This is a genomic window from Micromonospora sagamiensis (genome assembly GCF_014680085.1).
GTDB lineage: Bacteria > Actinomycetota > Actinomycetes > Mycobacteriales > Micromonosporaceae > Micromonospora > Micromonospora inyonensis.
The window spans coordinates 6,488,625-6,514,383 of sequence record NZ_AP023438.1; the positions used below are offsets into that span (position 1 = coordinate 6,488,625).

General features: G+C 74.5%; 22 protein-coding genes and 1 pseudogene. 9 read left to right on the plus strand and 14 right to left on the minus strand.

Annotated elements, in window-relative coordinates:
• Positions 1 to 74: 74 nt before the first annotated feature.
• The gene (locus tag IGA62_RS27860; RefSeq protein WP_145817871.1) at positions 75 to 269 is read right to left on the minus strand and encodes a hypothetical protein; all 195 of its coding nucleotides are present in this window, start codon (positions 267 to 269) and stop codon (positions 75 to 77) included.
• Between the two features lie 93 nt (positions 270 to 362).
• On the minus strand, positions 363 to 1,511 hold the full coding sequence (locus IGA62_RS27865; RefSeq protein ID WP_145817869.1) for a geranylgeranyl reductase family protein: 1,149 nt from the start codon (positions 1,509 to 1,511) through the stop codon (positions 363 to 365).
• A 134-nt stretch (positions 1,512 to 1,645) separates the two neighbouring features.
• Between IGA62_RS27865 and IGA62_RS27870 the strand changes: the two genes are divergently transcribed.
• From IGA62_RS27870 to IGA62_RS27880, 3 genes are all read left to right on the plus strand, one after another.
• A complete protein-coding gene (locus IGA62_RS27870) occupies positions 1,646 to 1,882 on the plus strand; it encodes a hypothetical protein (protein WP_091463698.1) in 237 nt (78 codons plus the stop codon).
• 74 nt (positions 1,883 to 1,956) lie between these two features.
• A complete protein-coding gene (locus tag IGA62_RS27875; protein ID WP_232624799.1) occupies positions 1,957 to 3,372 on the plus strand; it encodes an MFS transporter in 1,416 nt (471 codons plus the stop codon).
• Between the two features lie 134 nt (positions 3,373 to 3,506).
• Positions 3,507 to 5,135, plus strand: a complete 1,629-nt coding sequence (locus IGA62_RS27880) for an alkaline phosphatase D family protein (protein WP_145817868.1) — start codon at positions 3,507 to 3,509, stop codon at positions 5,133 to 5,135.
• 61 nt (positions 5,136 to 5,196) lie between these two features.
• Here IGA62_RS27880 and IGA62_RS27885 read toward each other — a convergent pair whose 3' ends face one another.
• The 9 genes and pseudogenes from IGA62_RS27885 to IGA62_RS27920 all read right to left on the minus strand — a co-directional run bounded on the left by IGA62_RS27885 (position 5,197) and on the right by IGA62_RS27920 (position 12,795).
• Positions 5,197 to 5,976: a hypothetical protein gene (locus tag IGA62_RS27885; protein WP_145817866.1), complete on the minus strand. Its 780-nt coding sequence runs from the start codon at positions 5,974 to 5,976 to the stop codon at positions 5,197 to 5,199.
• Between the two features lie 193 nt (positions 5,977 to 6,169).
• The gene (locus IGA62_RS30390; protein WP_332838478.1) at positions 6,170 to 6,652 is read right to left on the minus strand and encodes a DUF3626 domain-containing protein; all 483 of its coding nucleotides are present in this window, start codon (positions 6,650 to 6,652) and stop codon (positions 6,170 to 6,172) included.
• Positions 6,653 to 6,662: 10 nt separating this feature from the next.
• Positions 6,663 to 6,842, minus strand: a pseudogene (locus IGA62_RS30395) (DUF3626 domain-containing protein); the annotation flags it as partial.
• Positions 6,843 to 6,975: 133 nt separating this feature from the next.
• The gene (locus IGA62_RS27895) at positions 6,976 to 7,605 is read right to left on the minus strand and encodes an MBL fold metallo-hydrolase (RefSeq protein ID WP_091461549.1); all 630 of its coding nucleotides are present in this window, start codon (positions 7,603 to 7,605) and stop codon (positions 6,976 to 6,978) included.
• Positions 7,605 to 8,690 (minus strand): S-(hydroxymethyl)mycothiol dehydrogenase, encoded by a 1,086-nt coding sequence (locus IGA62_RS27900; protein WP_145821962.1) that lies wholly within the window; start codon positions 8,688 to 8,690, stop codon positions 7,605 to 7,607. The genes IGA62_RS27895 and IGA62_RS27900 overlap by 1 nt, the downstream gene beginning before the upstream one ends.
• 197 nt (positions 8,691 to 8,887) lie before the next feature.
• On the minus strand, positions 8,888 to 9,721 hold the full coding sequence (locus IGA62_RS27905; RefSeq protein WP_145817864.1) for an alpha/beta fold hydrolase: 834 nt from the start codon (positions 9,719 to 9,721) through the stop codon (positions 8,888 to 8,890).
• The gene (locus tag IGA62_RS27910) at positions 9,718 to 10,569 is read right to left on the minus strand and encodes an SDR family NAD(P)-dependent oxidoreductase (RefSeq protein WP_145817862.1); all 852 of its coding nucleotides are present in this window, start codon (positions 10,567 to 10,569) and stop codon (positions 9,718 to 9,720) included. Before IGA62_RS27910 ends, IGA62_RS27905 begins: the two co-directional genes overlap by 4 nt.
• Positions 10,562 to 12,052, minus strand: coding sequence for a flavin-containing monooxygenase (locus IGA62_RS27915; protein WP_145817860.1), 1,491 nt, complete (start codon positions 12,050 to 12,052; stop codon positions 10,562 to 10,564). Before IGA62_RS27915 ends, IGA62_RS27910 begins: the two co-directional genes overlap by 8 nt.
• Before the next feature lie 137 nt (positions 12,053 to 12,189).
• Complete coding sequence (locus IGA62_RS27920) at positions 12,190 to 12,795, minus strand: MBL fold metallo-hydrolase (protein ID WP_145817858.1); 606 nt, start codon at positions 12,793 to 12,795, stop codon at positions 12,190 to 12,192.
• A 121-nt stretch (positions 12,796 to 12,916) separates the two neighbouring features.
• Between IGA62_RS27920 and IGA62_RS27925 the strand changes: the two genes are divergently transcribed.
• Positions 12,917 to 13,339: an archease gene (locus tag IGA62_RS27925; protein ID WP_145817856.1), complete on the plus strand. Its 423-nt coding sequence runs from the start codon at positions 12,917 to 12,919 to the stop codon at positions 13,337 to 13,339.
• A gap of 94 nt (positions 13,340 to 13,433) precedes the next feature.
• Here the strand turns inward: IGA62_RS27925 and IGA62_RS27930 are convergent, their stop codons facing one another.
• Both IGA62_RS27930 and IGA62_RS27935 read right to left on the minus strand, forming a co-directional pair.
• The gene (locus IGA62_RS27930; protein ID WP_145817854.1) at positions 13,434 to 14,852 is read right to left on the minus strand and encodes an RtcB family protein; all 1,419 of its coding nucleotides are present in this window, start codon (positions 14,850 to 14,852) and stop codon (positions 13,434 to 13,436) included.
• A gap of 27 nt (positions 14,853 to 14,879) precedes the next feature.
• Positions 14,880 to 17,798 carry an ATP-binding protein gene (locus tag IGA62_RS27935; protein ID WP_145817852.1) on the minus strand — a complete coding sequence of 973 codons (2,919 nt, stop codon included), beginning with the start codon at positions 17,796 to 17,798 and terminating at the stop codon, positions 14,880 to 14,882.
• A gap of 493 nt (positions 17,799 to 18,291) precedes the next feature.
• On the opposite strand from IGA62_RS27935, the gene IGA62_RS27940 reads away from it, so the two are divergent.
• The 5 genes from IGA62_RS27940 to IGA62_RS27960 all read left to right on the plus strand — a co-directional run bounded on the left by IGA62_RS27940 (position 18,292) and on the right by IGA62_RS27960 (position 24,374).
• On the plus strand, positions 18,292 to 19,050 hold the full coding sequence (locus IGA62_RS27940; protein WP_145817850.1) for a ferritin-like domain-containing protein: 759 nt from the start codon (positions 18,292 to 18,294) through the stop codon (positions 19,048 to 19,050).
• Positions 19,051 to 19,343: 293 nt separating this feature from the next.
• Positions 19,344 to 21,188, plus strand: a complete 1,845-nt coding sequence (locus tag IGA62_RS27945; protein ID WP_145817848.1) for a RiPP maturation radical SAM C-methyltransferase — start codon at positions 19,344 to 19,346, stop codon at positions 21,186 to 21,188.
• A gap of 2 nt (positions 21,189 to 21,190) precedes the next feature.
• The gene (locus IGA62_RS27950) at positions 21,191 to 21,766 is read left to right on the plus strand and encodes a DUF5825 family protein (RefSeq protein ID WP_145817846.1); all 576 of its coding nucleotides are present in this window, start codon (positions 21,191 to 21,193) and stop codon (positions 21,764 to 21,766) included.
• Positions 21,767 to 21,795: 29 nt separating this feature from the next.
• On the plus strand, positions 21,796 to 22,995 hold the full coding sequence (locus tag IGA62_RS27955; protein ID WP_145821961.1) for a cytochrome P450: 1,200 nt from the start codon (positions 21,796 to 21,798) through the stop codon (positions 22,993 to 22,995).
• A 29-nt stretch (positions 22,996 to 23,024) separates the two neighbouring features.
• Positions 23,025 to 24,374 (plus strand): MFS transporter, encoded by a 1,350-nt coding sequence (locus tag IGA62_RS27960; RefSeq protein ID WP_190289227.1) that lies wholly within the window; start codon positions 23,025 to 23,027, stop codon positions 24,372 to 24,374.
• A gap of 64 nt (positions 24,375 to 24,438) precedes the next feature.
• Here IGA62_RS27960 and IGA62_RS27965 read toward each other — a convergent pair whose 3' ends face one another.
• Positions 24,439 to 25,728 (minus strand): aminotransferase family protein, encoded by a 1,290-nt coding sequence (locus IGA62_RS27965; RefSeq protein ID WP_145817842.1) that lies wholly within the window; start codon positions 25,726 to 25,728, stop codon positions 24,439 to 24,441.
• Positions 25,729 to 25,759: the final 31 nt, after the last annotated feature.

Below are 25,759 nucleotides of genomic sequence, written 5' to 3' on the forward strand. Positions count from 1 at the left end.
CCCGACGGGGGAACGCGGAAACGAGATCCCTGTCCCGGTCGACACGCCCGATCGGGACCGGTTGGCCGGGCGCGTCAGGCGATGCCGGGACCGAGGCGGAGCTGCCACTCGTCGGGGTTGACCGTCGGTCCGTCGCGGAGCTGCCCGGTCTCGGTCAGCTCGACGCGATCGTCCGGCCGCACCGGCGACGGCAGCTCACCGAAGCGGGCGTACCGCAGGAACGCGAAGTCGGCGTCGCTGAACGACTCGGCGGAGTGGTCGTCGGCCATGATGTCCTCCTCGGCGCGGGGAGTTCATCATCGCGTCGTCGCCGGGACCGGGACAAGCCACGGGCAGCGGGCCACGGGTCTGCCAGTGGGCGGTCAACCGGCGCGGGCCGGTGACCGGGCCGGCGGGAGCCGGTCCAGGAGGGCCAGCGCGGCCCGGACCGGCGCGCGGGTCAGCGTCTCGTCGAAGCTGGTCCGGCCCTGGCAGAACCGGACGAACATCCGCCATCCCGGTGGGGTGGCCAGCAGGGCGTGGAACACGTCGGGCCGGCGGGCGAAGACGTCCAGCAGCCGGTGGCCGGCACGCATCGACGGCACCAGGTCGGCGTGCACCGCACGGGCGTACCCGTCGAGGTCACCGGCGGCGACCGCGGCGCCGGCCTGCGCGCCGGAGCGCAGCGCATAGCTGATCCCCTCCCGGCTCCACGGTTCCAGCAGGCCGGCGGCGTCCCCGGCGACCAGCACCCGGCCCCGCCGCAGTGGGGAGTCGTCGGCGCGGCAGCGGGTCAGGTGCCCCGAGTCGTGGGCCGGTTCCAGCCCGGTCAGGCCCAGCCGGTCGACGAAGGCCCGCAGGTAGGCGCGGGTCCGCTCGCCCTCGCCGCGGGAGGCGATCACGCCGACGGTGAGGCGGTCCCCCTTCGGGAAGACCCAGGCGTACGAGCCGGGGATCGCTCCCCAGTCCAGGAGGACCCGCCCGCGCCAGCGCGTCTGCTCCTCGGCCGGCACCGGCAGTTCCAGTTCCAGCCCCAGGTCGACCTGCTGGTGGCGGACGCCGACGTGGCGGGCGGTGACCCCGGAGGAGCCGTCGGCACCGATGACGACCCGGGCGGTGACGGTCTCCCCGTCGGCCAGGCGGACCCGTACCCGGTCGGGGTCCTGTTCGAGGGCGCGGACCGGGGCGCGTTCCCGCAGCTCGGCCCCCGCCTCGACGGCGGCCTGGCGCAGCCGCAGGTCGAACTCCTCCCGGCGGACCATCGTCACCAGTGGCCCGGAGTGCCGGCGGGTGAACTCCCGACGGCCGTCCCGGGTGAAGGTGACCCGGTCGACGCGGTCGTCGGCGGGCACCTCGATCCGCCCGGCGACGGCGGCGAGGGAGGTGCCGATCAGTCCTCCGCCGCAGGTCTTGTAACGGGGGTGGGTGGCCCGTTCGACGACGACGGTGCGGACGCCGGCCCGGGCGGCGGCGTAGGCGGCGGAGAGCCCGGCCGGGCCGGCCCCGATGACAGCACAGTCCCAGACGGTCACGTCAGGCAGCCTAGGGCACCGCCACCCCACCGGACGCGGAGGAACCGCCCGGACGGGTGGGCTTCAACGACCCGGTGGGGGGTAACCCCGGGTGCGTGCACGGCCCGTCGGGCGTGCGGTCGAAGGAGGACGTCATGCAGCAGGTCCCGCTCTCGGATCTGGAGGAACGGGTCTACCAGGCGGTCTACGCGCTGGAGGCGCGGGGGCAGGTGCCGTACCCGGCGGTCATCGCCGAGGAGTCCGGGCTGACCGAGGAGGAGATCGTCGCGCCGCTGCGGATGCTGTCGGAGAAGAACCTGGTGCACCGGGAGGACTCGCCGATGGCCGGTCTCGACTTCGGTCCGCGCTGGTGCGCGCGGCAGATGGCGTGACCGGTCGTCCGTCCGCCCGGTGCGGTGCCGGGTAGCGGCCGAGGGTGCGCGGTCCACTGTCGGCGGGGTCCGGCGTGAGCCGGTCCGGGGCACGGGCGCAGGGCGAGAACCGGCGGCGGTGGCACGCCCTGGCGGTCGGGCTGGTCGCGGTGTTCATGACCCTGCTCGACGTCAGCATCGTCAACGTCGCCGTCCCGTCGATCGACCGGACGCTCGGCGCGAGCTCCAGCGACCTCCAGTGGGTCCTGTCCGGGTACGCGCTGACCTTCGGTCTGGTCCTGGTGCCGGCGGGACGGCTCGGGGACGCCCGGGGCCGGCGGACCGCCTTCGTCGTCGGCATCGCCCTGTTCACGGTGACCAGCGCCGTGGCCGGGTTCGCCACCTCGCCCGGCTGGCTGATCGCCGCCCGACTGTTCCAGGGCGCCGCCGCCGGGCTGGTCAATCCGCAGGTCACCGGGCTGATCCAGGAGTTGTTCCACGGTCCCGAACGGGGCCGGCCGTTCGGGCTGCTCGGCGCGACGATCGGGATCTCCACCGCGATCGGCCCGCTGCTGGGCGGGCTGCTCATCGCCGTCGGCGGCGCGGACCACGGCTGGCGTTGGGTCTTCTTCGTCAACGTGCCGGTCGGCGTCGTCGCGGTGGTGCTGGGCTGGCGGCTGCTGCCCGCGCCGGCCCGACGCGGCCCGGCCGGGCGTCGGCGGCTGGATCCGGTGGGCGTCCTGCTGCTCGGCGCCGGGGTCGTCCTGGTGCTGCTGCCGCTGGTGCAGCGGGAGCGATGGCACGGTGCGGGTCGGTGGCTGCTCGTGGCGGCCGGGCTGGCCACGCTGGCCGCGTTCGGCTTCTGGGAGCGCCGGTACGCCCGCCACGGGGAGCCGCTGTTCGACCTGAACCTGTTCCGGCGGCGGTCGTACACCCTGGGGTCGGTGATCGCGCTGGTCTACTTCGGCGGCTTCACCGCGTTGTTCTTCGTCTTCACGCTCTTCCTCCAGAACGGGCTGGGCTACTCCGCGCTGCTGGCCGGTCTGGCGATCACACCGTTCGCGCTCGGGTCGGCCGCCGCGTCCGCGTTCGGCGGCCGGGTGGTGAACCGGTACGGACGTCCGCTGGTCACCGTCGGACTGTTCACCGTCGTCGTCGGGTTGGGCGGGGTGGTGGCCGTCCTCCGGTTCGCGCCGGATGCCCCGGCACCCCTGGTGACCGCTCTGCCGTTGCTCGTCGCCGGCCTGGGCAGTGGTCTGGTGATCACGCCGAACCAGACCCTCACCCTCTCCGAGGTCCCGGTGCGGGAGGCGGGCAGCGCCGCCGGCATGCTCCAGACGGGGCAGCGGCTCGGCTCGGCGGCCGGCATCGCCGCGGTGGGTGCCGCGTTCTTCTCGTCGCTGTCGGACAGTGGCGGTCAGTGGTCGGTGGCGTTCCAGGACTCGCTGCTGCTCGCCATCGGCGTGATCGCCCTGGCCCTCCTCGCCGCCCTGTTCGACACCCGTCGCTGACACCGGGATCACGTGTGGCCGCCCTCGCCGCGCCGTCCTGCCAGACGACGCAAAGGGGAACCCCCGCCCAAAAATAGACGAACGTTGACTCCAGGGGCAGCGGAGTCGAGGGGGTGACCAGTAGGACATAGACCATGACGAACACCCTCGACCGTCGTACGCTGCTGCGCGTCGCCGGCGCCTCCACCGGTACCGCCGTCCTCGCCGGGGCGGTGCTGGCCGCGACCGTTCCCGCCCACGCGGCCGGCGGCGCCTTCCGGCACGGGGTCGCCTCCGGTGATCCGTTCCCCGACGGCATCCTGCTCTGGACCCGGCTGACCCCCACCGACGAGGCGCTACCGGGCTCCGGGCGGGGACCCGACGTCGCGGTGTCCTGGCAGGTCGCCACCGACCCGGACTTCCACGCGGTGACGGCCCAGGGAGTGACGTCCACCGGGCCGGGGAGGGACCACACGGTCAAGGTGGAGGTCACCGGCCTGAGCCCGGCTTCGACCTACTGGTACCGCTTCGGCTACGCCGGCACCTGGTCCCCGGTCGGCCGGACGATGACCGCGCCCCCGGTGGACGCGGCGGTGGACCGGCTGCGCCTCGGTGTCGTCTCCTGCGCCAACTGGGAGGCCGGCTGGTTCTCGGCGTACCGGCACCTGGCCGCCCGGGACGACCTGCACCTCGTCGTCCACCTCGGCGACTACCTGTACGAGTACGGCACCGGCCAGTTCGACGCGGGCGGTACGGTGGTCCGCCCGGTGCAGCCGCCGCACGAGACGTTGACCCTCGCCGACTACCGGATCCGGCACGCCCTCTACAAGACCGACCCGGACCTCCAGGCGCTGCACGCCGCGGTGCCCTGGGTGATCACCTGGGACGACCACGAGGTCGCCAACGACCAGTGGTCCGGCGGGGCGGAGAACCACTCCCCGGACACGGAGGGGGACTACGCGACGCGGCTGGCCGCCGCCCGGCAGGCGTACTTCGAGTGGATGCCGGTGCGGGCCGGCGCGGACGGGGCCATCCACCGCCGGTTGCGGTTCGGGCAGCTCGCCGAGTTGTCCATGCTGGACCTGCGGTCGTACCGGTCGCGGCAGACCTCCGGCACGGCGGTGGACGACCCGGCGCGCACGATCACCGGGGACCCGCAGATGGCCTGGTTGAAGGCGGGTTTGGCCGGTTCGACGGCCCGCTGGAAACTGGTCGGCAACCCGGTGATGATGGCCCGGCTCAACCTGGGCGCGCTGCCGGCCTGGCTGCTCGGCCCGCTGCGGGAGCTGCTCGGCATCCCGGAGAACGGCGCGGCGCTCAACCCGGACCAGTGGGACGGCTACAACGCCGACCGCAACGAGCTGGTCGACCACCTGCGGGCCACCGGCACGCGGGACGTCGTGTTCCTGACCGGGGACATCCACTTCTCGTGGGCGAACGAGGTGACCACCCGGTCGACCGCGCTGACCGGCCCGGCCGCCGCGGAGTTCGTCGTCCCATCGGTCACCAGCGACAACATCAACGACTTCCTGGGCCTGCCGGCGAACAACTCGCTCAGCGCGCTCGGGGCGTCGCTGATCCGCTCGACCAATCCGCACGTGCGCTGGACGGAGCTGGACGGCCACGGCTACGGCGTGCTGGAGGTGACCCCGCAGCACTGCCGGATGGACTGGTACCACGTGACCGAGCGGACCAGTCCGACCAGCGGCAGCGCCTGGGTCGCGGGATGGTCGGTGGCGCCCGGTTCGGCGCGGCTGCGTCAGGAGTACGGCCCGTTGCTCTGAGGACACGTCCGGCCGGGCCCCGGGTGACGGGGCCCGGCCGGAGCGGGGGTGTCAGGTCAGATCACCAGACCTGCTGGACGATGTCCGCCGCCTGCTCCTCCCACTGCGCGTACGCGAACGGGTAGGCCGAGACCTGCACGGTCTGCGCGGACACGGTCAGCGGGGCCTGCCGCCAGCCGCCGACGCCCTTGAGCGCCTCGAAGAACGCGGTCGAGGCGTACTCGGGGTCGGTGATCTGCTCGGGTGTGCCCCAACCGCTCGACGGACGCTGCTGGAACAGGCCCTGCGAGTCGTGGTCGTTGATCGCGCCGAGGTGGCCGAGGTTGTAGAGCTTCGACTCCTGTAGCGCGGTGGCCACGCCGATCACGGCGCCCCGCTCACCCACGCCGGTCTCCCGGGCCGTCTCGACGATGGCCCTGGCGTTGGCGAGCTGCGCGTCGTCGAGCGGGATGCGCGACTGCGCGCCCTGCACGCCGTACGGGATGAGGCGGTCGATGTGCGGCTTCCCGGCCGACGTGGTCGACTCCGCCGACTCGGTCGACTCGGGCGACTCCGCCGGCTCGGTCGGCTCGGCGGTGTCGGACCGGACGGCCTCCGTCGGGGTGACGGTGCCGCCGGTGCTCCTCGGGCCGTCCGCGTTCTGCGGGACACGGTCCTTGCCGGTGGCCAGGTCGATGGCGGCCACCGCGTCCGGGTGGGGCTCGCCGGTGAGCGGGTCGGCGTACGCGGCCGGGGCGAGGGCCAGGCCGCCCAGTGCGACGACACCGGCGACGCTGAGGACGGTCCTGCGGTGCGTGGTCTTCGCGATGGCGGGGAGCCATCGGGTGAAGTGTGACTTCACGATGGTTGCCCTTTCGATCGGTGGACGTGCCGGACGGGGGTCCTGCCGTACCCGACGGGGGTTTGGATCCGGGGGTACGGGGGACACAACCAGGCTGCCGGGTCAGGCATTCCGGATATGTCGCCTGCCGCTCAGGGTGCGGGCCGGGTCACCCCGAGAATCCGGACACCGGGGCCGGCGACGGCCACACCGGTCAGTACGCCTCCCCGAACCGCACGAGGACGTGCCAGAGCTGCTTGAGGTGCTGGAGAGTGACCGCCGCCGGTCCCCGGTCGGCCCACCGTCCGGGTTCGGTGACCACCGAGGCGGCGGCCCGGCCGATCAGCGCCGCGTCGACGCGCGCCCCCGGCCGGCCGAACCCGGCGAGCACCCGGGCGGCCAGCGGTGGGATCGCCGGCCCCCGGAACTCCGGGTCGATCCGGTCGACGGGCAGCACGAACCCTCGGTGCCAGTGCAGGGGGAACCCGTAGCGGCGGGCGAGCCCCACCAGAGCCGCCCCACACGCGGTGCCCCGGAAGGACGGGTCGGCCACCAGCGCCTCGACGTCGCGGCCCAGGTCGACGCCGCCGTGGATCTGCGCCTCGACGTAGTCGTCGAGGGACCGGGCCGGCTCCCCCGGCGTCCAGCCGCAGCCTGAGGTGGCAGGAGCCGAACCGGGAGCAGGCTCCCTCCGGATGCCCGAGCAGGTCGAGACCGCCGTACGTCGGGCGCTCGGCGAGCCGCACGCCGAGCGTCTGGTACGCGCCGCCGAAGAGCGCCGCCTCCCAGCGGTCCCGGTCGCCGCCCGGGTACGCGGTCAACCCGCCGTTGGAGATGCCGGTCTCGAACTGGCTGCGGTAGACGCCCTCCTCGGCCAGGCGGCCCACCCGCGCCTCGGTTTCCGCCGGTGTGCCTGTCGGGCGGCGTGGGGGGGGTGAGGTGGTAGCAGGGGCCCCTTGCAGGACAAAAAGCGGTAACAAGGGGCCCCTGCTACCACCTCGGCGGAGCGGGAAGAGGGGATCAGTGGCCGCGGGCCAGCCAGTCGGGCAGGTGCGGTGCCTCGGCGCCGATGCTGGTGCTGTCGCCGTGACCGGTGTGCACGACCGTCTCCGGCGGGAGGGTCAGCAACCGCTCCCGGATGGAGTCGACGATCGTGCCGAAATCGCTGAACGACCGCCCCGTCGCGCCGGGACCTCCGGCGAACAGGGTGTCGCCGGTGAAGACCGCACCGAGACCGGGGGCGTGGAAGCTGCACGCGCCCGGGCTGTGGCCCGGGGTGTGCAGCACCCGCAGGGCGGTGCCGGCGACCTCGATCGTGTCGCCGTCACGCAGCTCACCGCCGGGCGGCACCTCCGGGTGGACCATGTCCCAGAGCACGCGGTCGGCGGGGTGCAGCAGCACCGGCGCACCCGTGGCCCGACTCAGCTCCGGGGCCACCCGGACGTGGTCGTCGTGGGCGTGGGTGGCCAGGATCGCCCGGACCCGCCGACCGGCGACGGTTCGCAGGATCGCCTCGACGTCGTGCGGGGCGTCCAGGACGACACACTCGGTGTCGTCGCCGACCACCCAGACGTTGTTGTCCACGTCGAAGGTCTGGCCGTCGAGGGAGAAGGTGCCGCTGGTGACGGCGTGATCGATCCGGGCCGGCATCAGAGGACCACCACCGAGCGGAGCACGTCGCCGGCGTGCATCCGGCCGAAGGCGTCCTCGACCTGGTCCAGGCCGATCTCCTCGGTGACGAACGCGTCGAGGTCGAGGCGGCCCTGGAGGTAGAGCTCGGTCAGCAGCGGGAAGTCCCGGCTGGGCAGGCAGTCGCCGTACCAGCTCGACTTGAGCGCTCCACCCCGGCCGAAGACGTCCAGCAGCGGCAGGTCGACGGTCATCTCGGGAGTGGGCACCCCGACCAGCACGACCGTGCCGGCGAGGTCGCGGGCGTAGAAAGCCTGCTTCCAGGTTTCCGGGCGACCCACCGCGTCGATCACCACGTCGGCGCCGAAGCCGCCGGTGGCCGCGCGGATCGCCTCCACCGGGTCCTCCGCGGAGGCGTCGACGGTGTGCGTGGCCCCGAACTTCCGGGCCCAGTCGAGCTTGCGGGGGTCCCGGTCGACGGCGACGATCGTGGTCGCGCCGGCCAGCACCGCACCGGCGACCGCCGCGTCACCCACGCCGCCGCAGCCGATCACCGCGACCGAGTCGCCCCGGCCGACCCCGCCGGTGTTCATCGCCGCGCCGAGCCCGGCCATCACCCCGCAGCCGAGCAGGCCGACGGCGGCGGGTCGGGCCGCCGGGTCGACCTTGGTGCACTGTCCCGCGTGGACGAGGGTCTTCTCCGCGAACGCGCCGATGCCCAGCGCCGGGGTGAGTTCGGTGCCGTCGGTGAGGGTCATCTTCCGGGCCGCGTTGTGGGTGTTGAAGCAGTACCAGGGGCGGCCCCGCCGGCAGGCGCGGCAGTCGCCGCAGACCGCCCGCCAGTTGAGCACCACGAAGTCGCCGGGGGCGACCCCGGTGACCCCCTCCCCCACCTGCTCGACGATGCCGGCGGCCTCGTGACCGAGCAGGAACGGGTAGTCGTCGCTGATGCCACCCTCGCGGTAGTGCAGGTCGGTGTGGCACACCCCGCAGGACTGGACGCGGACGACGGCCTCCCCGGGCCCCGGATCCGGCACGACGACCGTGGTGACCTCGACCGGTGCGCCCTTGCGTCGGGAGATCACTCCCCGCACTTCCTGGCTCATGCTCTCCCCCTCGTTCTCCGCCGCGTCGCCGCGCCACGGTTCGTGGATCATGTCCACCTGGCAACCTACTCCGGTATTCCCGCCCCGGCCCGGATCACCCGTGGACGGCTCCCGGACGCCCGGCAGACGACTCTCGGCCGAATCGGGCAGGGCGCCCGGCAGACGAGCCTCGGCCGAGACGGCAGGACGCCGGCCGGTCAGTCGGGGGTGGCCCAGAAGTCGGTGACGACCCGGCTGAACTCCTCGGCGCACTCCACCTGGGGCAGGTGGCCGCAGCCGCGGAAGAGGTGGGTACGGGCGTGGGGCAGCCGGGCGCGGGCCGCCGCGAGGTGGGTGACGGGCAGGATCAGGTCGCGGTCGCCCCAGGTGACCAGGACGGGCACCGGCAGCACGGCCACCGCGTCGAGCAGGGCGGTCCGCCACTGCGGGTGGACGCCGCGCACCCCGCCGAGGCTGCGCAGGGTCTCCAGCATCACCCGGGCGGCGTGCGGCTCGCGGGCCAGGGCGAGGGCGTGCGCGACCCGGGCCTCGGTGACGTGGGTCGGGTCGTGGAACAGCGACCGGGTGACCCGGCGGGCGGCGAGGTGGCTGGGCCGCAGCAGCATCCACCCGAGCGGGCGGATCGCCAGGATCCGCAGCGCGAGGGCCACCTCCCGGCCGAAGCCGGCGCTGTTGACCAGCACCAGGCTGGCCACCCGGGCCGGGTCGCGGACGGCCAACTGCATGGCCACGGCCCCGCCGAGGGAGTTGCCGGCCAGGTGCGCCGGGCCGGTGATCCCGACCTCGTCGCAGAACTGCGCCACCGCGTCGGCCAGCGCCGGCAGGGTGTGCGGTACGGGCAGCGGCGCGCTGCGGCCGTAACCGGGCAGGTCGAGGGAGTGGACACGGAACCGGGCGCGGAGCAGGTCGTGTTGCTCGGCCCAGTCCTCCAGGCTGCGGCCGATGCCGTGCAGCAGCACCACCGGCGGCCCGGACCCGTCGACCCGGTAGCGGACCCGTCGACCGGCGACGGTGAGCCAGCTGTCGCTCATGCCCGGTCCTTCGCGGGCCGGACGGAACGCCCGTTGCCGAGGGCGAGCAGCCGGCCGTAGGAGCCGGGCAGGAGCCGGGCCAACAGGTCGGGCAGGGTCGCCGACCAGCCGATGAGCACCCGGCCCCGGCGGCGGCGTACGCCGTCGAGGATGACCTCGGCGGCCCGGGCCGGGTCGATGGTGAGCAGTTTCTCGAACTGGCGGCGGCCGGCCTCGTACTCGTCGGGGTCGACGCCGCTGCCGACCCGGGCGCTCTCGGCGATCCGGGTACGGATGCCGCCGGGGTGTACGCAGGTGACGCCGACGCCGTCGCCGGCCAGTTCGTGCCGCAGCGCCTCGGTGAACCCCCGGACGGCGAACTTGCTGGCCGAGTAGGCCGCCTGGCCGGGTGGGGCGATGAGGCCGAAGAGGCTGGAGAGGTTGACCAGGTGCGAACCGGGTTCCGCCTTCAGGGCGGGCAGCAGCGCGTGGGTCAGCTGCACCACCGCCCGGAAGTTGATGTCGATCACCCAGGAGAACTCCTCCAGGGTGACCTCGTCGAACCGGCCGCCCAGGGCGACTCCGGCGTTGTTGACCAGCAGCCGGATCGCCGGATGCGCGGCGCGTACCGTCTCGGCGACCCGCGCGGTGGCCCCGGCGTCGGCCAGGTCGACCACGTGGGTGTCGACCCGGAGGGCGGGGTGCGCTGCTCCCACCGCGGCGGCCACCTGCGTGAGCCGCTCGGCGTCCCGGTCGAGCAGGACGAGGTGGCTGCCCCGGTGGGCCAGGCCGTGGGCGAGGGCTTCGCCGATGCCCCCGGCCGCGCCGGTGACCACGGCGGTGCCGTCGGTGAAGACCAGGTCACGCATGGGAGGCTCCTCCCCCGGTGGTGACCGGCGCGGCGGCCCGGGAGAACCGCACCCCGTCGTCGACCGGGCCGTGCCGCATCGTCCACACGTCCCGGGGATAGTTCTGGTGCAGCCGCCACGGCGCGGCGGGGCCCTGCTTGGGCAGGGCGTCGACGCTGCGTCGCACGTAGCCGGAGCGCAGGTCGATGATCGGGTCCAGCCGGTCGGTGTCCGGGGCGAGCGGGGTGCACACCTGGTGGCCGTGCCGGTCCAGGTGGTGCAGCAGCCGGCAGACGTACCCGGCGACGAGGTCGGCCTTGAGCGTCCACGAGGCGTTGGTGTAGCCGAGGGTCATCGCGAAGTTCGGCACGCCGGAGAGCATCATGCCCTTGTAGGCGACGGTGTGGGCCAGGTCGACCCGGTCGCCGTCGACGGTCAGCTCGACGCCGCCGACGGCGAGCAGGTTCAGGCCGGTGGCGGTGACGATGACGTCCGCCGGCAGGTCCCGGCCGGAGGCCAGACGGATGCCGGTCTCGGTGAACGTCTCGACGGTGTCGGTGACCACCTCGGCGCGGCCGGACCGGACGGCGGCGAACAGGTCGCCGTCGGGGACCACGCAGAGACGCTCGTCCCAGGGGTCGTACCGGGGTGAGAAGTGCGTGTCGACGTCGTAGCCGGCGGGCAGTTGACGGCGCACACCGCGACGCAGCAGGGACCGCGCCAACCGGGGCGCGCGGCGGCTGAACTGGAACATCGCCGTGGTGACGAGGACGTTCTTCCACCGCACCAGCGGATAGGCGACGTGGGCGGGCAGCCGGCGGCGCAGCGTGTCGGCGAGCCGGTCCCGGGACGGCAGCGAGACCACGTAGCCGGGTGAGCGTTGCAGCATGGTGACGTGGGCGGCGCGGTCGGCCAGTGCCGGGACGAGGGTGACCGCGGTCGCGCCGCTGCCGATCACCACCACCCGCCGCCCGGTGTGGTCGAGGTCGTCGGGCCAGTGCTGGGGGTGCACGATCCGGCCGGTGAAGCGGTCGGCACCGGGGAAGTGCGGGGTCCACCCCTCGTCGTACCGGTAGTAGCCGGCACACGCGTAGAGGAAGCCGCAGGTCAGGACCACCGTCTCCGCGGTGTCGGCGCGTTGCGCGCGGACCGTCCAGCGGGCGTCGGCGCTGGACCACTCCGCGGCCACCACGCGGTGCCGGAACCGGATCAGCGCGTCGACGCCGTACTCGCGGGCGGTCTCGCGGACGTAGCGGCGGATCGAGTCGCCGTCGGCGATGGCCTTCGGGTCGGTCCAGGGGCGGAACGAGTAGCCGAGGGTGAACATGTCGGAGTCGGAGCGGACGCCGGGATAGCGGAAGAGGTCCCAGGTGCCGCCGACGGCGTCCCGGCCCTCGAGGATCGCGACGGTCTTCTCCGGACAGCTGCGGCGCAGATGGCAGGCGGCTCCGACCCCGGAGAGGCCGGCACCGACGATGAGCACGTCGACGTGGTCCACTGCCATGCCCGCTCCGTTCCCACGAGACGTGACCCCCGGTCGACGGACCGGCACTACCGGACAGTAACCAGCGTGGACGGGCCGGGTCAACGCCGGACCGACACCCCCCGTCACGACATCGTCATGGACCGTGGCGGGGACGGTCAGGCGGTCTCGCCGGGCGCGAGGTGGCGGTAACGCCCGCCGAGGATCTCGCCGAACCAGCCGTTGACGCTGGCCATGCCGCGTTCGTTGAGCTGGGCGTCGTGGATCGGGAAGACCCGCGCCGGGTCCACCGCGCGGGCGAAGTCGATCGCCTCGGTCAGCTTCAGCCAGGACGCCTGCGCCGGCACCAGCAGGGTCTCCACCGGGACGTCCGGGACGTGCAGCGCGTCGCCCGGGTGGTAGAGGCGGTCGTCGACGAGGTAGCCGAGGTTGGCGCAGTCGGGCTGCCCGGCGTGGATGGGAGCGTGCCGGCCACCGACGGCGGTCACCGTGAACCCGGCGGCGGTGAAGCGTTCCCCCGGGTGGACCCGGATCACCGGCAGCGGGGCGAGGTCGCCCAGCCGGGCCTCGGACGGCACGTGCACCGGGACGCCCAGCCCGGCCAGCCGGAGCACGTCGACGTGGTCGGTGTGCTCGTGGGTGACCAGGACGGCGTCCGCGCCGGCCAGGGCGCGCGGTTCGCTCCAGGTGCCCGGGTCGATGACCAGCACCCGCCCCTCGTGTTCGATCCGGACGCAGGCGTGGGTGAACTTGGTGACCTTCACCGGGGCACCGTACGTGGCCCGGGTCGGGCCCGGTGTCCCGGCCGGAGCCGCGCGGGCGGTTGGTGGGCGCCGGAACGGCGGGTGCGCCGCGCGGGGCGAGGAGTCCGGGCATGATCGGGGCATGGACGCAGGACCGGCGCGGGGACACCGGCGGGTGCCGCACACCGCCGACGTGCGGGTGGAGGCGTGGGCGCCGACCCGGGAGGAGTGCGTGGCCGAGGCGGTCGCCGCGCTGGTCGAGTGCTTCGCCGACCCCGGCGGGGCCGCGCCGACCGGCACCGGCGGGTTCGACGTGCCGGCGGGACGCGACGAGGACCTGCTGGTGGGCGTCCTCGACGAGGTGGTCTTCCGGCTGGAGACCGAGGGGACGCTGCCGGTGGCGACCGAGGTGTCCGGCGACGGCGGCCTGCGGGTGCGGTGGCGGACGGTCGGCACGGACGCCGTGGAGCTGGTCGGCGCGGTGCCGAAGGCGGTGTCGCTGCACGGGCTGCGGTTCGACCGGGACGCGACGGGCTGGTCCTGCGCGGTGACCCTGGACGTCTGACCGGCCCGGTGCGCGCCGTCCGGGGCACTCCCGGGGACCGCCAGCGTGCACGCCGTCCGGGGCACTCCCCGGGGACCGTGAGCCGGTGGGCGGGTCAGCCCTTGACCACGCCGAGCGGCACCAGCCGGGCCACGCGACGGCACAGCCCGGCCCCCTCGGCGGCGTCGACCACCGCGGTGACGTCCTTGTACGCCTCCGGCATCTCCTCGGCCAGGCCCCGCCAGGAGGTACCACGCACGGCGACGCCCCGGGCCGCCAGGTCACGGCGCAGGTCCTGGCCCCGGACCGTCCGCGTGGCCTGCCGCCGGCTGCGCACCCGGCCCGCCCCGTGGCAGGTGGAGGCGAACGCCGGCGCGCCGGCCACCCCGGTCAGCACGTACGACGAGGTGCCCATCGAGCCGGGAATCAGCACCGGCTGACCCACCGGGCGCAGGTCGGCGGGGAGGTCCGGGTGCCCCGGCGGGAACGCCCGGGTGGCCCCCTTGCGGTGCACGCAGAGCCGGCGGGGCGACCCGTCGACCGGATGCGTTTCGAGCTTGGCGAGGTTGTGCGAGACGTCGTAGACCAGGTCGAGGCGGGCGCCGGCGACCCGCGCGAAGACCCGCCGGGCCGCCTCGGCGAGCAGTTGCCGGTTGGCGCGCGCGTAGTTGGCGGCGGCGGCCATCGCCCCCAGGTACGCCCGCCCCGCCGGGGAGTCCACCGGCGCGCAGGCGAGTTGCCGGTCCGGCACCTCGATGCCGTAACGGGGCATGACCCGCTCCATGGCCCGGACGTGGTCGGTGCAGACCTGGTGGCCCAGTCCTCGGGAGCCGCTGTGCACCATCACGCAGACCTGGCCGGTCCGCAGCCCGAACGCCGTGGCCGTCGGCTCGTCGTACACCTCGTCGACCGCCTGCACCTCGAGGAAGTGGTTGCCGGAGCCGAGGCTGCCCACCTGGCCCTGCCCCCGCTGCACCGCCCGGTCGCTGACCTGGGCCGGGTCGGCGTCGCCGACCGCACCCTGGTCCTCGCAGCGGTCCAGGTCCGCCGCGACGCCGTGGCCCCGCTCCACGGCATACCGGGAGCCGCCGCGCAGCACCGCGTCCAGTTCGGCGCGGTCGGTGAGCTGCCACACCTCGCCCCGGCCCATGCCCCGGGGAACCGCCGCGTCCAGACCGTCCAGCAGCGCCTCCCGCAGCCGGGGCAGGTCGGCGCGGGTCAGGTCGGCGGCGAGCAGCCGCACGCCGCAGGAGATGTCGAAGCCGACGCCGCCCGGGGAGACCACCCCACCGGCGGCCACGTCGGTGGCGGCCACGCCGCCGATCGGGAAGCCGTACCCCCAGTGCACGTCGGGCATGGCGTAGGCGGCACCGACGATGCCGGGCAGGGTGGCCACGTTCGCCACCTGGTCCAGGGACCGGTCCTCGCCCAGGTCGGGCAGGAGCGCCCGCGCGGCGAAGACCACCCCGGGCACCCGCATCGGACCGTGCCGGTCGATCCGGAACCGGTACGGCGACTCCTCCACCAGTTCCACGCCCCGGGCTACCCACGCGGACGACGGCTACACCTGGGCGGCGGCGCCCGGCGGAACGCCGGTCGCGGCGAGCCGCCCCACGGCGATCCGGTCCGGCTGGCCGGTCTTGGCGATCAGGCTCGCCACGTGCTTCTCCACCGTGCGGGCGGACAGGTGCAGCCGGTCGGCGATCTCCCGGTTGCTGAGCCGCCCGGCGAGCAGCAGGAGCACCTCGTACTCGCGGGGGGTCACACCGGCGACGCGCAGCGCGGCGGGGATCTCCTCGACGCCGGCCCGGCGCTGCAACGGCCGGGAGCCGGCCCGGCGCAGCAGGCTCCGGCAGGCGGCGGCCACGGCCGGCACGTCGCTGCCGTGGAAGTGGTCCTCGGCGGCGCGCAGCCACTCGGCCGGCTCGCCCCAGCCGTCGGTCAGGGCGGCCTCGCCGACCAGGCGCAGACCGAGGTGCCGGGCCACCGGGTAGGGCGCGGCGACCCGGAGCGCCTGGCGGACCGCGTCCGTCGCCTCGTCGCCGCGTCCGGCCCGGCCCTGCCGCACCGCCCGGGCGAACAGCCGGAACTGCTCGTTCCAGCGGAGCCGGCCCGCCTGGTCCGGGGCATGCGCGTCGTCGTCGGCACCGGTGAGCGCCCGCAACAGCAGGTCCAGACCGTGCCGACCGGCGATCGGGCAGACCGTCGGGTGCTCCCGGTCGGCCCGGGTCGCGCGGTGGGACTCGTGCGACGCCCGGGGGCGGTCCTCGCGGAGCAGGGCGGCGAAGACCCGGGCCAGCCCGTGTATCCAGGAGGCGTACCGGTCGGCGTCACCGCCGTGCCGGCGGAACTCGATGAGCGCGTCGGTCATCGCCCGGTGCCGGCCCTGGTGCGCGGCGGCGGTGGCGCGCAGCAGCAGGGCGTACCGGGCCGCGCGGGGCAGCCGGTGCCGGCTGGCGGCCGTGAGCACCCGCTCGGTGAGCAGGTCCGCGGCGGCGAACTGCCCCTGGAGGACGGCGTGCAGGGCGAGTCGCGTCTCCGCCTCGTGCCGGGCGTGCTGGGCACCGGCGCGGGCCGCCGTCCGGTGGGCCCGCTCCAGCCGTTCCAGGTCCCCGGTGCGCAGCGCGTCGTCGTCGCCGAGCCGGACCAGGGAGTGGATCTCCCAGACCGGGACGTGCTGCCGGACCGCGACCGACCAGGCCCGGTTCAGGTGGGCGGTGGCCTCGGCCGGGTCCCGGGGCCGGGTCAGCTCGCCGAGCAGGAGACCGGCTCGCCAGGCGACGGCCGGCAGGCCGGCGGCGACGGCCGCCGTCTCGGCCTGCCGGGCGGCGGCCTCGGCACGGGTGACATGGTCCGCCCCGCCGCTGCCGGCCGTCAGGTGGGCGGCGACGACGTCGACCGGGGCGGTGTCCGGCGCGGTGGCGTCGGGGCCGAGCAGCGCGCGGGCCAGGTCGACGTGGCGCGCGGCGTCGCCGGTCAGACCGGCGGTGGTCGCCGCCCAGGCGAGGGCGGTGTGCAGGCGGGCCCGGTGCCGCGGGTCGAGCTGGTCGGCGAGGTCGGCGAGCGCGGCGGCGTGGCCGAGGGCCCGGTCGACGGCCCCGGCCTCGGTCAGCGCTCGGATCAGGGTCTCCAGCACGGTGGCACGGCGGACGGCGTCCGCGTCGGCGAGCAGGTCGCGGGCCCGGTCGAGCAGGTCCACGGCCTCGCCGGCGGCACCCTGGTCGACGGCGCGCCGCCCGGCCTCGGCGAGGAGATGGCCGGCGGCGGCCGGGTCCCCCGCCCGGAGCCACAGGTCGGCGGCCGTCCGGCAGTGCGGACCGGGCAGTCCCGGGTGGGCGGCCGTCACCGCGTCGGCGGCCCGCCGGGCGAGCCGGCGCCGCTCGGCCGGTTCGAGCCGGGCGAGCAGCGCCCCGGCGAGCAGCGGGTGGACGAAGCGGTACCGGTCCGGCTCCGGGCCGTCCGGCCGGACGAACCGGGCGGCCGTCGCGTCACCCAGGTCGTCGTGGATCTCCCGGTGGGACCGACCGGTGGCCTGTCGCAGCACGGCGAGCGGGAAGACCGGTCCGATGGTGGCCCCCAGCAGCAGCGACTCGCGCTCGGGCGGGTCGAGGCGGTCGACCGGGCGGGTCAGGGCGGGCAGGGCCGCCGGACCGTCGGCGTCTCCACGCCCGACCCGCCATCCGGTGGGGGTGGACCGCAGCACACCGGCCCCGACCAGTTCGTCGAGGGTGTCCTCGGCGGACCCCGGGTTGCCTCCGCTGCCCGCCCAGAGCAGGTCGAGGGCGGGCTGTGGCAGCTCGTCGGGGTGGGCGTCCAGACGTGCGCCGGCCAGTCGGCGCACGTCGTCCGGGTCGAGGGGGCCCAGTTCGACGAGGCGGCAGGCGCCTCGGCGGGCCGCGGCACGGACCAGGTCCAGGGCCGGTCCCGCCTCGGCGCGCAGCGTGCCGAGCAGCGTGGTCGGCTGCCGGCCGACGTTGTCGACGAGGTAGTCGAGCACGGCCAGGGTGCCGCCGTCGGCGTCGTGCAGGTCCTCCAGGACGAGCAGGGATCCCCGGTCCCGGCCGGCCAGCCCGGTGAGGCGGAGGACCCCTTCGGCGAGGGCCAGCAGGTCGTGGTCGGGTGGATTCCCGGGCGGGTCGACGACGGCCCAGTCCGGCACCAGCCGGGCCAGCGCCGGCCGGTACGGACCGAGCGCGGTGAGGTCGTCCGGCGGGAGGACACCGGTGACCGAGAGCAGCGCCTCGCGCAACGGTCGCAGCGGGATGGCCGGGCCGACCACGCCGGAGCGGCCGTGCAGCACCACCGTGCCGACCGCGGCGGCGAGGTCGCGGGCCGCGGCGACCAACCGGGACTTGCCGATGCCCGGTTCACCGACCAGGAACACCGCCCGGCCACCCCCGTCGCGGGTGGCCGTCAACGTCCGGGCCAGGGTGCGCAGCTCGTCGGTGCGGCCCACCAGTCGCGTCACCCCCACCGACATGGATAGAAAAATATCAATCTTGCTCGGGTGCGTCCACGGACGGCGGGCGACGAGCCGCCCGCGACAGGCGACAGCAGAGGGCGACCGGTGATTGACGGTGGGTGGTGACCACCCAGATTGTGCGTCCCGGAGGACACCCGGCCACGGCACCGCGGCAGCGCCGGCCACCAGGGTTTCGGGCCGGACGCCCGCCGGGCCGCCGGCCCGCGCCGTCCCACCGGTCCCCCTCGGCGGCGGAAGGGGCCGGAATATGGGTGGCCGGCTGCCCTGCCACCACCTGCGCCCAGCGATGAAGCTCACGGGCAGGACGTAGCGACCGCCCACCGGCCCGCACGATCCGGACCGGCTCGATCGACCCAAGGGGGCGGACCTCGGTGACCGGAGACCCACCTGACCGGCGGCACCGGCTCCCGGTCCGCCCGTACCCCATCGCAGCGCCGGCGGGCGCCCACGGTGGACCGGCCGGCCCGCCCGGCACCACGCGGGGGCGTTCATGAGCCTGTTGCGACCGGACGACCTCGACGCCGACGAGGTGGCGTACCGGATCTTCCAGGTCACCCGGGACCGGACCCCCTGGCGCATCGACGACGTGCTCCGCGAGGGACGGTTCAGCGACGACCCGGTCCGCGCCGAACGCGCGTGGCGGGTGGCCTCCCGGGGCTACTACGCCGAGCAGGCGGGACTGGTCGCCGCGGCGACCCTCGCCGCCGAGACCGAGGACGCCCCGCTGCGGTTCAGCCTCGCCCTCGCCACCGCCGACGAGGCCCGGCACGCCGACGCCTTCTACCGGTACGCCAAGGCCGTCGGCGGTGAGCCGGAGCCCTGCCGCGAGGTGCTGCAACCCCTCGACGACGGACTGGCCGCCCTGCCGTACCTGGGCCGGGCCCTGGTGCACACGCTGCTGGAAGGGCTGGCCGCCGACGAGTTCATCCTGCTCGGCGAGGTCTTCGCCGGCGACCCGCTGGGGCGGCTGTACCACCACGTCCGCCGCGACGAGATCCGGCACATCGCGATCGGCCTGAACTTCCTGGCCCGCGAGACCCGGACCCCACGGGGACGCCAGGAGTGGGCCGAACACGCCCGCGAGTGGCACGACACCGGCATCGGCCTGACCGGACTGGACGAGGTCGCGGTCGCGCTGGCCACCCACACCGGCCGGGACCCCGCGGTGGTCCGGGCCTGGTTCCTCCGGCGGCACCGGGCCCGGCTCGCCGCCGCCGGCATCCACATCGAGATCGAGGAAGGGAGGTGATCCCGATGAAGATCACCGTCGTGAAGGTGAAGGCGTCGACGCACGGCGTCTCCACGCACTCCATCCAGACCCGGCACGCCCGCGCGGCCAAGTGACGGAGGGAGACCGAGGAGGGAGGTGATTCAAATGAAGATCACTGTTGTCAAGGTCAAGGCGCCGACGCACGGCGTCTGCAAGTACCTGGTGCCGCTGAACCGGCCCCAGACCGAGTCGCAGAAGTGACCGAGCGGCCCGGGTGGAAGCCGGCCCACCCGGGCCTGCCCGACCCCGCTGTACGAGAAAGGGACGATGACGTGTCCGTGTGCCTCGTCGCGATGCCGTGGCAGTCGCTGGAGTCGCCCTCACTGCCGCTCGGCCTGCTGCGCGCCGCGGTGACCCGGGCCGGGCTGCCCACGCCGGAGACCTACCACGCGAACCTGCGCTGGGCGGAGTTCCTGATGGCCCGCACCGGCGAGGAGCTGGGTCCCCGGGAGTACACGGCGGTCGCCGAGGAGGGCCTCTTCGACGGGCTGGGCGACTGGGTCTTCACCGGCGTCCTGCACGACGACCCCGAGTTCGGGGTGGAGACGCTGCGGGCGTACGCGGCGGAAGCGGACCTGGACATCGGGCCGGTCACCCGGATGCGCGCACACGCCGAGGACTTCGTCGAACTGGTGACCGACGAGCTGCTGGCGCGCGGACCCCGGATCGTGGGGTTCAGCACCACCTTCATGCAGAACGTGCCGAGCCTGGCGGTGGCCCGACGGATCAAGGCCCGCGACCCGGACGTGACGATCGTCTTCGGTGGAGGCAACTGCGACGGACCGATGGGCGTCGCCCTGCACCGGAACTACCCCTTCGTCGACCTGGTGCTCCGCGGCGAGGGCGAGAAGTCCTTCCCGGCGCTGCTGCGCGTCCTGGCCGACGGGGCCACGCCGGAGGCCCTGCGGACCGTCCCGGGGCTCTGCTGGCGGGACGACGCCGGGGTCGCGCACCAGAACCCGCAGTCGTCACCGCTGCCGATGCCGCAGGTACCCGTCCCCGACTTCGACGACTGGTTCGCCCGGATGGAAACCTCCCCGGTCAACATCCACGTCGAGCCGAAGCTCGTGCTGGAGACCGCCCGGGGCTGCTGGTGGGGCGAGAAGCACCACTGCACCTTCTGCGGGCTCAACGGCACGCTGATGACGTTCCGGGCGAAGGATCCGGACGCGGTGATCCGGGAACTCGGCGAGCTGACGAGTCGGCACCGGACCCTCGACGTGATCATGGTCGACAACATCATCGCCAACAGCTTCTTCACCACCGTGCTGCCCCGGCTCGCCGAACTCGACTGGGACCTGCGGCTGCACTACGAGGTGAAGTCCAACCTGAAGCCCGCCGAGATCGACATCTTCCGGGCCGCCCGGGTCAGCCACGTCCAGCCCGGCATCGAGAGCCTGGTGTCACCGGTGCTCAAGATCATGGACAAGGGCGTGGCCGGGACCCGCAACGTGCGGACCCTGCGCGACTGCGAGTCCGCCGGTCTCACCGTCACCTGGAACTGGCTCTACGGCTTCCCGGAGGAACGCGCCGAGGACTACGAGCCCGTGCTGCGGCAGGTCCCGGCGTTGGTGCACCTGCAACCTCCGGCCGGTGCGTCCCGGATCCTGCTGGAGCGCTTCAGCCCGTACTTCGAGAACCCCGCGCTGGGCTTCCCGCACCGCCGCACCGCCCGGGCGTACCGACACGTGTACGCCCTGCCGGAGGAGGACGTGCGCGACATGGTCTACCTCTTCGACACCGACCCCGTCGGCATCTCCGACGCCGAGGCCAAGGAGCTGCGTGACCTGCTCGACGCGTGGATCGCCGGCTACCCGGACAGCACCCTGGTCCGCGTCGACGAACCGGATGCCACCGTCCTCGTCGACCGCCGGGTGGGGTGGCCGGCCACCGACCACCGGATCACCGAACCGTCGCACCGGGCGGTGTACCGGGCCACGGAACCGGGGCGGTCCCTGGCCGCGCTCCTGCGGGACGTGACCGCCGCCGGGTTCCCGGTCGGCGAGGAGGAGCTGCGCGAAATCCTGGCCGGCTTCGTCGCCCGGGGGCTGGTCTTCGTCGAGAACGGACAGTGGATCGGCCTCGCCACCAGCGCCATTCCGATCAAGGTGGGATGACCATGCTGACCTCGAATCCGCCCGCCGTCGACGTCGTCGCGGCCCAGGGCCTCCCGCCGATCACCCCGGACCTCACCTACCATCCCGTCGACGTCGGCACCGTGCTCCACTTCGGGCGCTCCCCCGGCGAGGACCTCGCGCTGCTGCGCTACCTGCGCGACGTCACCAGCCACGCGGTACGGCTGCGGTGGCGGCTCGCCGGGCTGCCGTGCTTCCCGCTGCACACCCACGTGCACCTGGTGGCGCCCTCCGGCGGGGTGGACGCGGACAGCACCGCCCACGCCACGGCCTGGGCCGCCGACTACCGGTACGGCAGCTTCTTCTACCGGCGTGGTCCCGGGTTCGTCGCCATCAAGGACGTCCGTCCGGAGAGCGAGGACGCCCGGCTCACCATCGACGAGGGCGCCGAGCACTTCCTCGCCATGGCCGAGGCGCACACCCTGGCGGACCTGGAGCCGGCCGCGCAGGAGCTGGTCGACACGGTCTCCGGGGCCGGCCTGCTGCTCCGGGTCGACCAGCGACTGCTGGTCCTGCCGTACCGGCTGCGGCACTGGCCCGTTCCGTACCTGGCCATCTGACCGGTCCGCGACCCCGAAGGAGCAGCGTGGTGCGTACCACGGAACCGGTGCCCGCCTACCCGTTCCTCGACTACGCCGAGCTGCGCCTCGACCCCCGGCTGGACGAGGCGCGGCGCAGCGGCGCGCTGACCCGGGTCCGGCTGCCGTACGCGGGCGAGGCGTGGCTGGCCACCCGCTACCGCGACGTCCGGAAGGTCCTGACCGACCCCCGGTTCAGCCGGGCGGCGGCGATGGGGCCGGACGTGCCCCGGCAGACCCCGGACCCGCCCTTCGTCAGCACCATCATGGACGTCGACCGGCCGGAACACGGACGACTGCGTCGGCTGGTGGCGGTGGCGTTCACCGAGCGGCGCATCGACGGGCTGCGACCGTACGTGCGCGAGGTGGCCCACCGGCTCGTCGACGACATGCTCCGGCAGGGGCCGCCGACGGACCTCACCCAGGCCCTCGCCCTGCCGCTGCCGATGACGGTGATCTGCCGGACACTGGGCGTGCCGCTGGCCGACCGGGCCGAGTTCCGCCGGTGGACCGAGTCCCTCGTCGCACTGCGCAGGATCACCGCGGAGGAGTTCCGGGCGGTGGTCGACGCGCTGGAGGCGTACCTGCGGGACCTGATCCGGCAGCGCCGCGCACAGCCCACCGACGACCTTCTCAGCGCCCTGGTCCAGGCCCGGGACGAGGGCAGCCGGCTGAGCGAGCAGGAGCTGCTCTCCTTCGGGGTGACCCTGCTGGCCGCCGGGTTCGAGACCACCGCCAGCCACATCGCCAGTTCGACGTACCTGCTGCTGACCCGGCCCGGACTCTGGACGGGCCTGGTCACCGACGCGGACCGGATGGCCACCACGGTCGAGGAGCTGCTGCGGTTCGTCCCGCTCAACGGCGGCACCGGGCTGGCCCGGGTCGCGGTCGAGGACGTGGAGTTCGACGGGGTGACGGTCCGCGCGGGCGAGGCGGTCTTCGTCTCCACCATCTCCGCCAACCGGGACGAGGAGGCGTTCCCGGACGCCGACACCTTCCGGCTGGACCGGGAGCCGGAGCCCCACCTGGCCTTCGGTTGGGGTCCGCACCGCTGCCTGGGTGCCCGACTGGCCACGATGGAGCTGCACGAGGCGATCGCCGTGCTGCGGGAGCGCGTGCCGACACTCCGGTTGGCGGTACCACCCGATAGCGTGGACTGGAAGACCGGCACCATCCTGCGTGGGCCCCGCGAGCTGCCGGTCACCTGGTGACCGGGTCCGCCACCGCTTCGGGAGGTCCGGTGCGTCCCGCGTCGACGACCCCGCCGCCCGACCGGTCCCCCCTGCGGCCGCTGGTGTTCGCCCAGCTCATCAGCCTCACCGGCACCCACGTCACCGCGCTGGCCCTGCCCACCCTGGCCATTCTGCTGCTGGACGCCGGGCCGGTCGCCGCGGCGTTGATCTTCGCCCTCGAGTACGGGGCCCGGGGGCTGACCGCGCCACTGGTCGGCGTCCTCGTCGACCACGTCCGCTCACCACGCCGCCTGCTGGTCGCCAACGACCTGCTCCACGCGCTCGTCGTCGCGTCGGTGCCGGCGATGTACCTGCTCGACGTGCTCTCCCTGCCGTACCTGGTGGTGGTCGCCGCGTGCTCCGGCATCCTCTCCGGGGTCACCGACATCTCGATCAACGCGGTGCTGCCCCGGCTGGTGCCCGCCGACCGGCTGGTCGGCGCGAACGCCGCCCTCGCCGGGGCCCGCGCCGCCGGGCAGATCGCCGGGCCCGCCGTCGGCGGGCTGCTGGTGCAGGCCCTCGGCGCGGCGCTGGCCATCGCCGTCGACACGGTCAGCTACCTGGCCTCGGCGGTCGTGTTCAGCCGGCTACGCGGGGCGCACCGCCGCACCCCCGAGCGACCGGCGGCCACCGCGCCGGTGTCCCGAAGCGCCGCGCTGCGCCGCTCGGCGGCTGGCCTGCGGACCTCGCTGCGGGAGGGCCTGGGCACCTTCCGGGAGGTCCCGCTGCTGGGGCGGCTGGCCCTCGCCACCGCCGCGCTGAACGTCGGCGGCGCCGGTCTCGGGGCCCTCTACACCCTCTACGCCTACCGGACGCTGGAGCTGAGCCCGCTCCAGGTCGGGGCCCTGTGGGGGGTGAACAGCGCGGCGGCGCTGGCCGCCGTGGCCACCGCCCGACGGGTGGTCGGCCGGTTCGGGCTGGACCGCTCGATCGCCCTGTTCGCCCCGGTCGCGGCCGGGTCACTGCTGCTCATCCCGGCCGCGTCGCTGGCCGCCCCGCTGCTGCTCTTCGTCGTCTACGAGCTGATCTTCGGGTACTGCGCGACGGTCTGGTCGGTGGCGTCGGCCTCCCTCCAGCAACAGCTGGTGCCGGCCGAACGGCTCGGGCGGGTCATCGCGTTCAGCCGGACGGTGTCGATCCTGGCCGTACCGGTGGGGGCGCTCGTCGGTGGCGTCGCCGCCGACGTCTGGGGGCTGCCGGGGACCCTCACCGGCTTCGCCCTGGTCGCCCTCGCCGGCACGGCCACGGTCACCGGACGGATCCGCCGGCGGACCGGACCGGACGGCGGGCCCACCGGTGACCCCGCCGCCGGACCGGTCGCCGGAGAGCCGACGGGCGACCAGGCCGCCAAGCACTGACCTCGCCGGAGAGCCGACGGGCGACCAGGCCGTCCGGCACTGACCTCGACCGGGCCGTCCGCCCTCAGCGCTCGACCTTGTGGGCGCGCAGCGCGGCCCGGAGCCGGTCGACGAGTTCGGCGCACTCGGCACGGGACAGGGTCAGCGGCGGCATCAGCGGCAGGAAGCCGGGCGCGTAGCTGGTCAGCAGGCCGTGGTCACGGCAGGTCAACCGGAACCGGTTCACCTCCGCGACCGACCAGGGTTCGCCGTCGTCGTGGACCAATTCCAGGCCGAGCATCATGCCCTCGCCCACCACCGGCCCGACCCCCGGCTCGCCGGCCAACGACCCGGTGATCAGCTCGACCAGGTGCCGCCCGGTCCGGCGGACCCCCGCCAGGAACCCGTCGGCGGTGAGCACGTCCAGGACGGCGAGCCCGGCGGCCATCCCGATCGGGTGCCCGTCGGTGGTGGAGCCGTTCGGAAAACCGAGCCGCAGCGGCGGGTCGGCGAGCGCGTCGAAGATCGGCGTGGCCACCACCAGCGCGGCCAGCGGGAAGTAGCCGGCGCTCAACCCCTTGCCGAGCACGACCATGTCCGGGGCCTCCGGGAGCCGTTCGCTCACCGTCATGGTCCCGGTACGACCGGCGCCGGTGGTCACCTCGTCCACGATCACGTGGACGTCCCGGGCCCGGCACTCGGCGATCAGCGACTCCAGGAACGGCAGCGAGACCGCGCCGATGGCGCTGCCGAGCACCGGTTCCACCATGACCGCGGTGACCCGGTCCACCCCGATCCCGTCGACGAGGGCGAGGATCTCCGGCACCGTGGGCGCGGTGACGTGCCGGACGTAGTCGTCGACCGGGGCCGACCACTCGTGCAGGATCGGCTCGCCGGTCAGCGCGGTGGCCAGCGGCCCGGTGCCGTGGTAGCCGTTGTGGACCGCGACGACGTACCGCCGCTCCGGAGCTCCGGTCATCCGCCGGTGGAAGCGGGAGAGCATCGCCGCCGACTCGGTCATCTGGCTGCCGGTGTTGCCGAACCGGACGTGCCGCAGCGGCGCCGGCATCAGCGCGGCCAGGCGGGCGGCGTACTCGACGGCCACCACGGGCGGGTGCTCGTACCGCATCACGGTGCCCGAGGGGAGCGTGTCGAGCTGCCGTCGCATCGCCTCCTTCACCGGCTCGCAGGAGTGCCCCAGGGTGAGGTTCCACATGGACGACCGCGCGTCGAGGTAGCGGCGCCCGGCCGCGTCGGTGACGTGATTGCCGGAGCCCGAGACCAGGAACAGACCCGGATCCCCGTCACGGAAGAAGTCCGTCATCGGCGACAGGCCGTGCCACACCGCGTAGTCCGCGGGGAAATCCGAAGCCATCCGAGCCCTCCCAGTCGGTGCCGGCCCCGGT

Excerpts from the sequence above, each read along its gene's own strand:
- IGA62_RS27860 (WP_145817871.1), bottom strand. The coding sequence starts at position 269 with ATGGCCGACGACCACTCCGCCGAGTCGTTCAGCGACGCCGACTTCGCG.
- IGA62_RS27870 (WP_091463698.1), top strand. The coding sequence starts at position 1,646 with ATGCAGCAGGTCCCGCTCTCGGATCTGGAGGAACGGGTCTACCAGGCG.
- IGA62_RS27880 (WP_145817868.1), top strand. The coding sequence starts at position 3,507 with ATGACGAACACCCTCGACCGTCGTACGCTGCTGCGCGTCGCCGGCGCC.
- IGA62_RS27895 (WP_091461549.1), bottom strand. The coding sequence starts at position 7,605 with ATGCCGGCCCGGATCGATCACGCCGTCACCAGCGGCACCTTCTCCCTC.
- IGA62_RS27900 (WP_145821962.1), bottom strand. The coding sequence starts at position 8,690 with ATGAGCCAGGAAGTGCGGGGAGTGATCTCCCGACGCAAGGGCGCACCG.
- IGA62_RS27905 (WP_145817864.1), bottom strand. The coding sequence starts at position 9,721 with ATGAGCGACAGCTGGCTCACCGTCGCCGGTCGACGGGTCCGCTACCGG.
- IGA62_RS27910 (WP_145817862.1), bottom strand. The coding sequence starts at position 10,569 with ATGCGTGACCTGGTCTTCACCGACGGCACCGCCGTGGTCACCGGCGCG.
- IGA62_RS27915 (WP_145817860.1), bottom strand. The coding sequence starts at position 12,052 with ATGGCAGTGGACCACGTCGACGTGCTCATCGTCGGTGCCGGCCTCTCC.
- IGA62_RS27925 (WP_145817856.1), top strand. The coding sequence starts at position 12,917 with ATGGACGCAGGACCGGCGCGGGGACACCGGCGGGTGCCGCACACCGCC.
- IGA62_RS27935 (WP_145817852.1), bottom strand. The coding sequence starts at position 17,798 with ATGTCGGTGGGGGTGACGCGACTGGTGGGCCGCACCGACGAGCTGCGC.
- IGA62_RS27940 (WP_145817850.1), top strand. The coding sequence starts at position 18,292 with ATGAGCCTGTTGCGACCGGACGACCTCGACGCCGACGAGGTGGCGTAC.
- IGA62_RS27950 (WP_145817846.1), top strand. The coding sequence starts at position 21,191 with ATGCTGACCTCGAATCCGCCCGCCGTCGACGTCGTCGCGGCCCAGGGC.
- IGA62_RS27965 (WP_145817842.1), bottom strand. The coding sequence starts at position 25,728 with ATGGCTTCGGATTTCCCCGCGGACTACGCGGTGTGGCACGGCCTGTCG.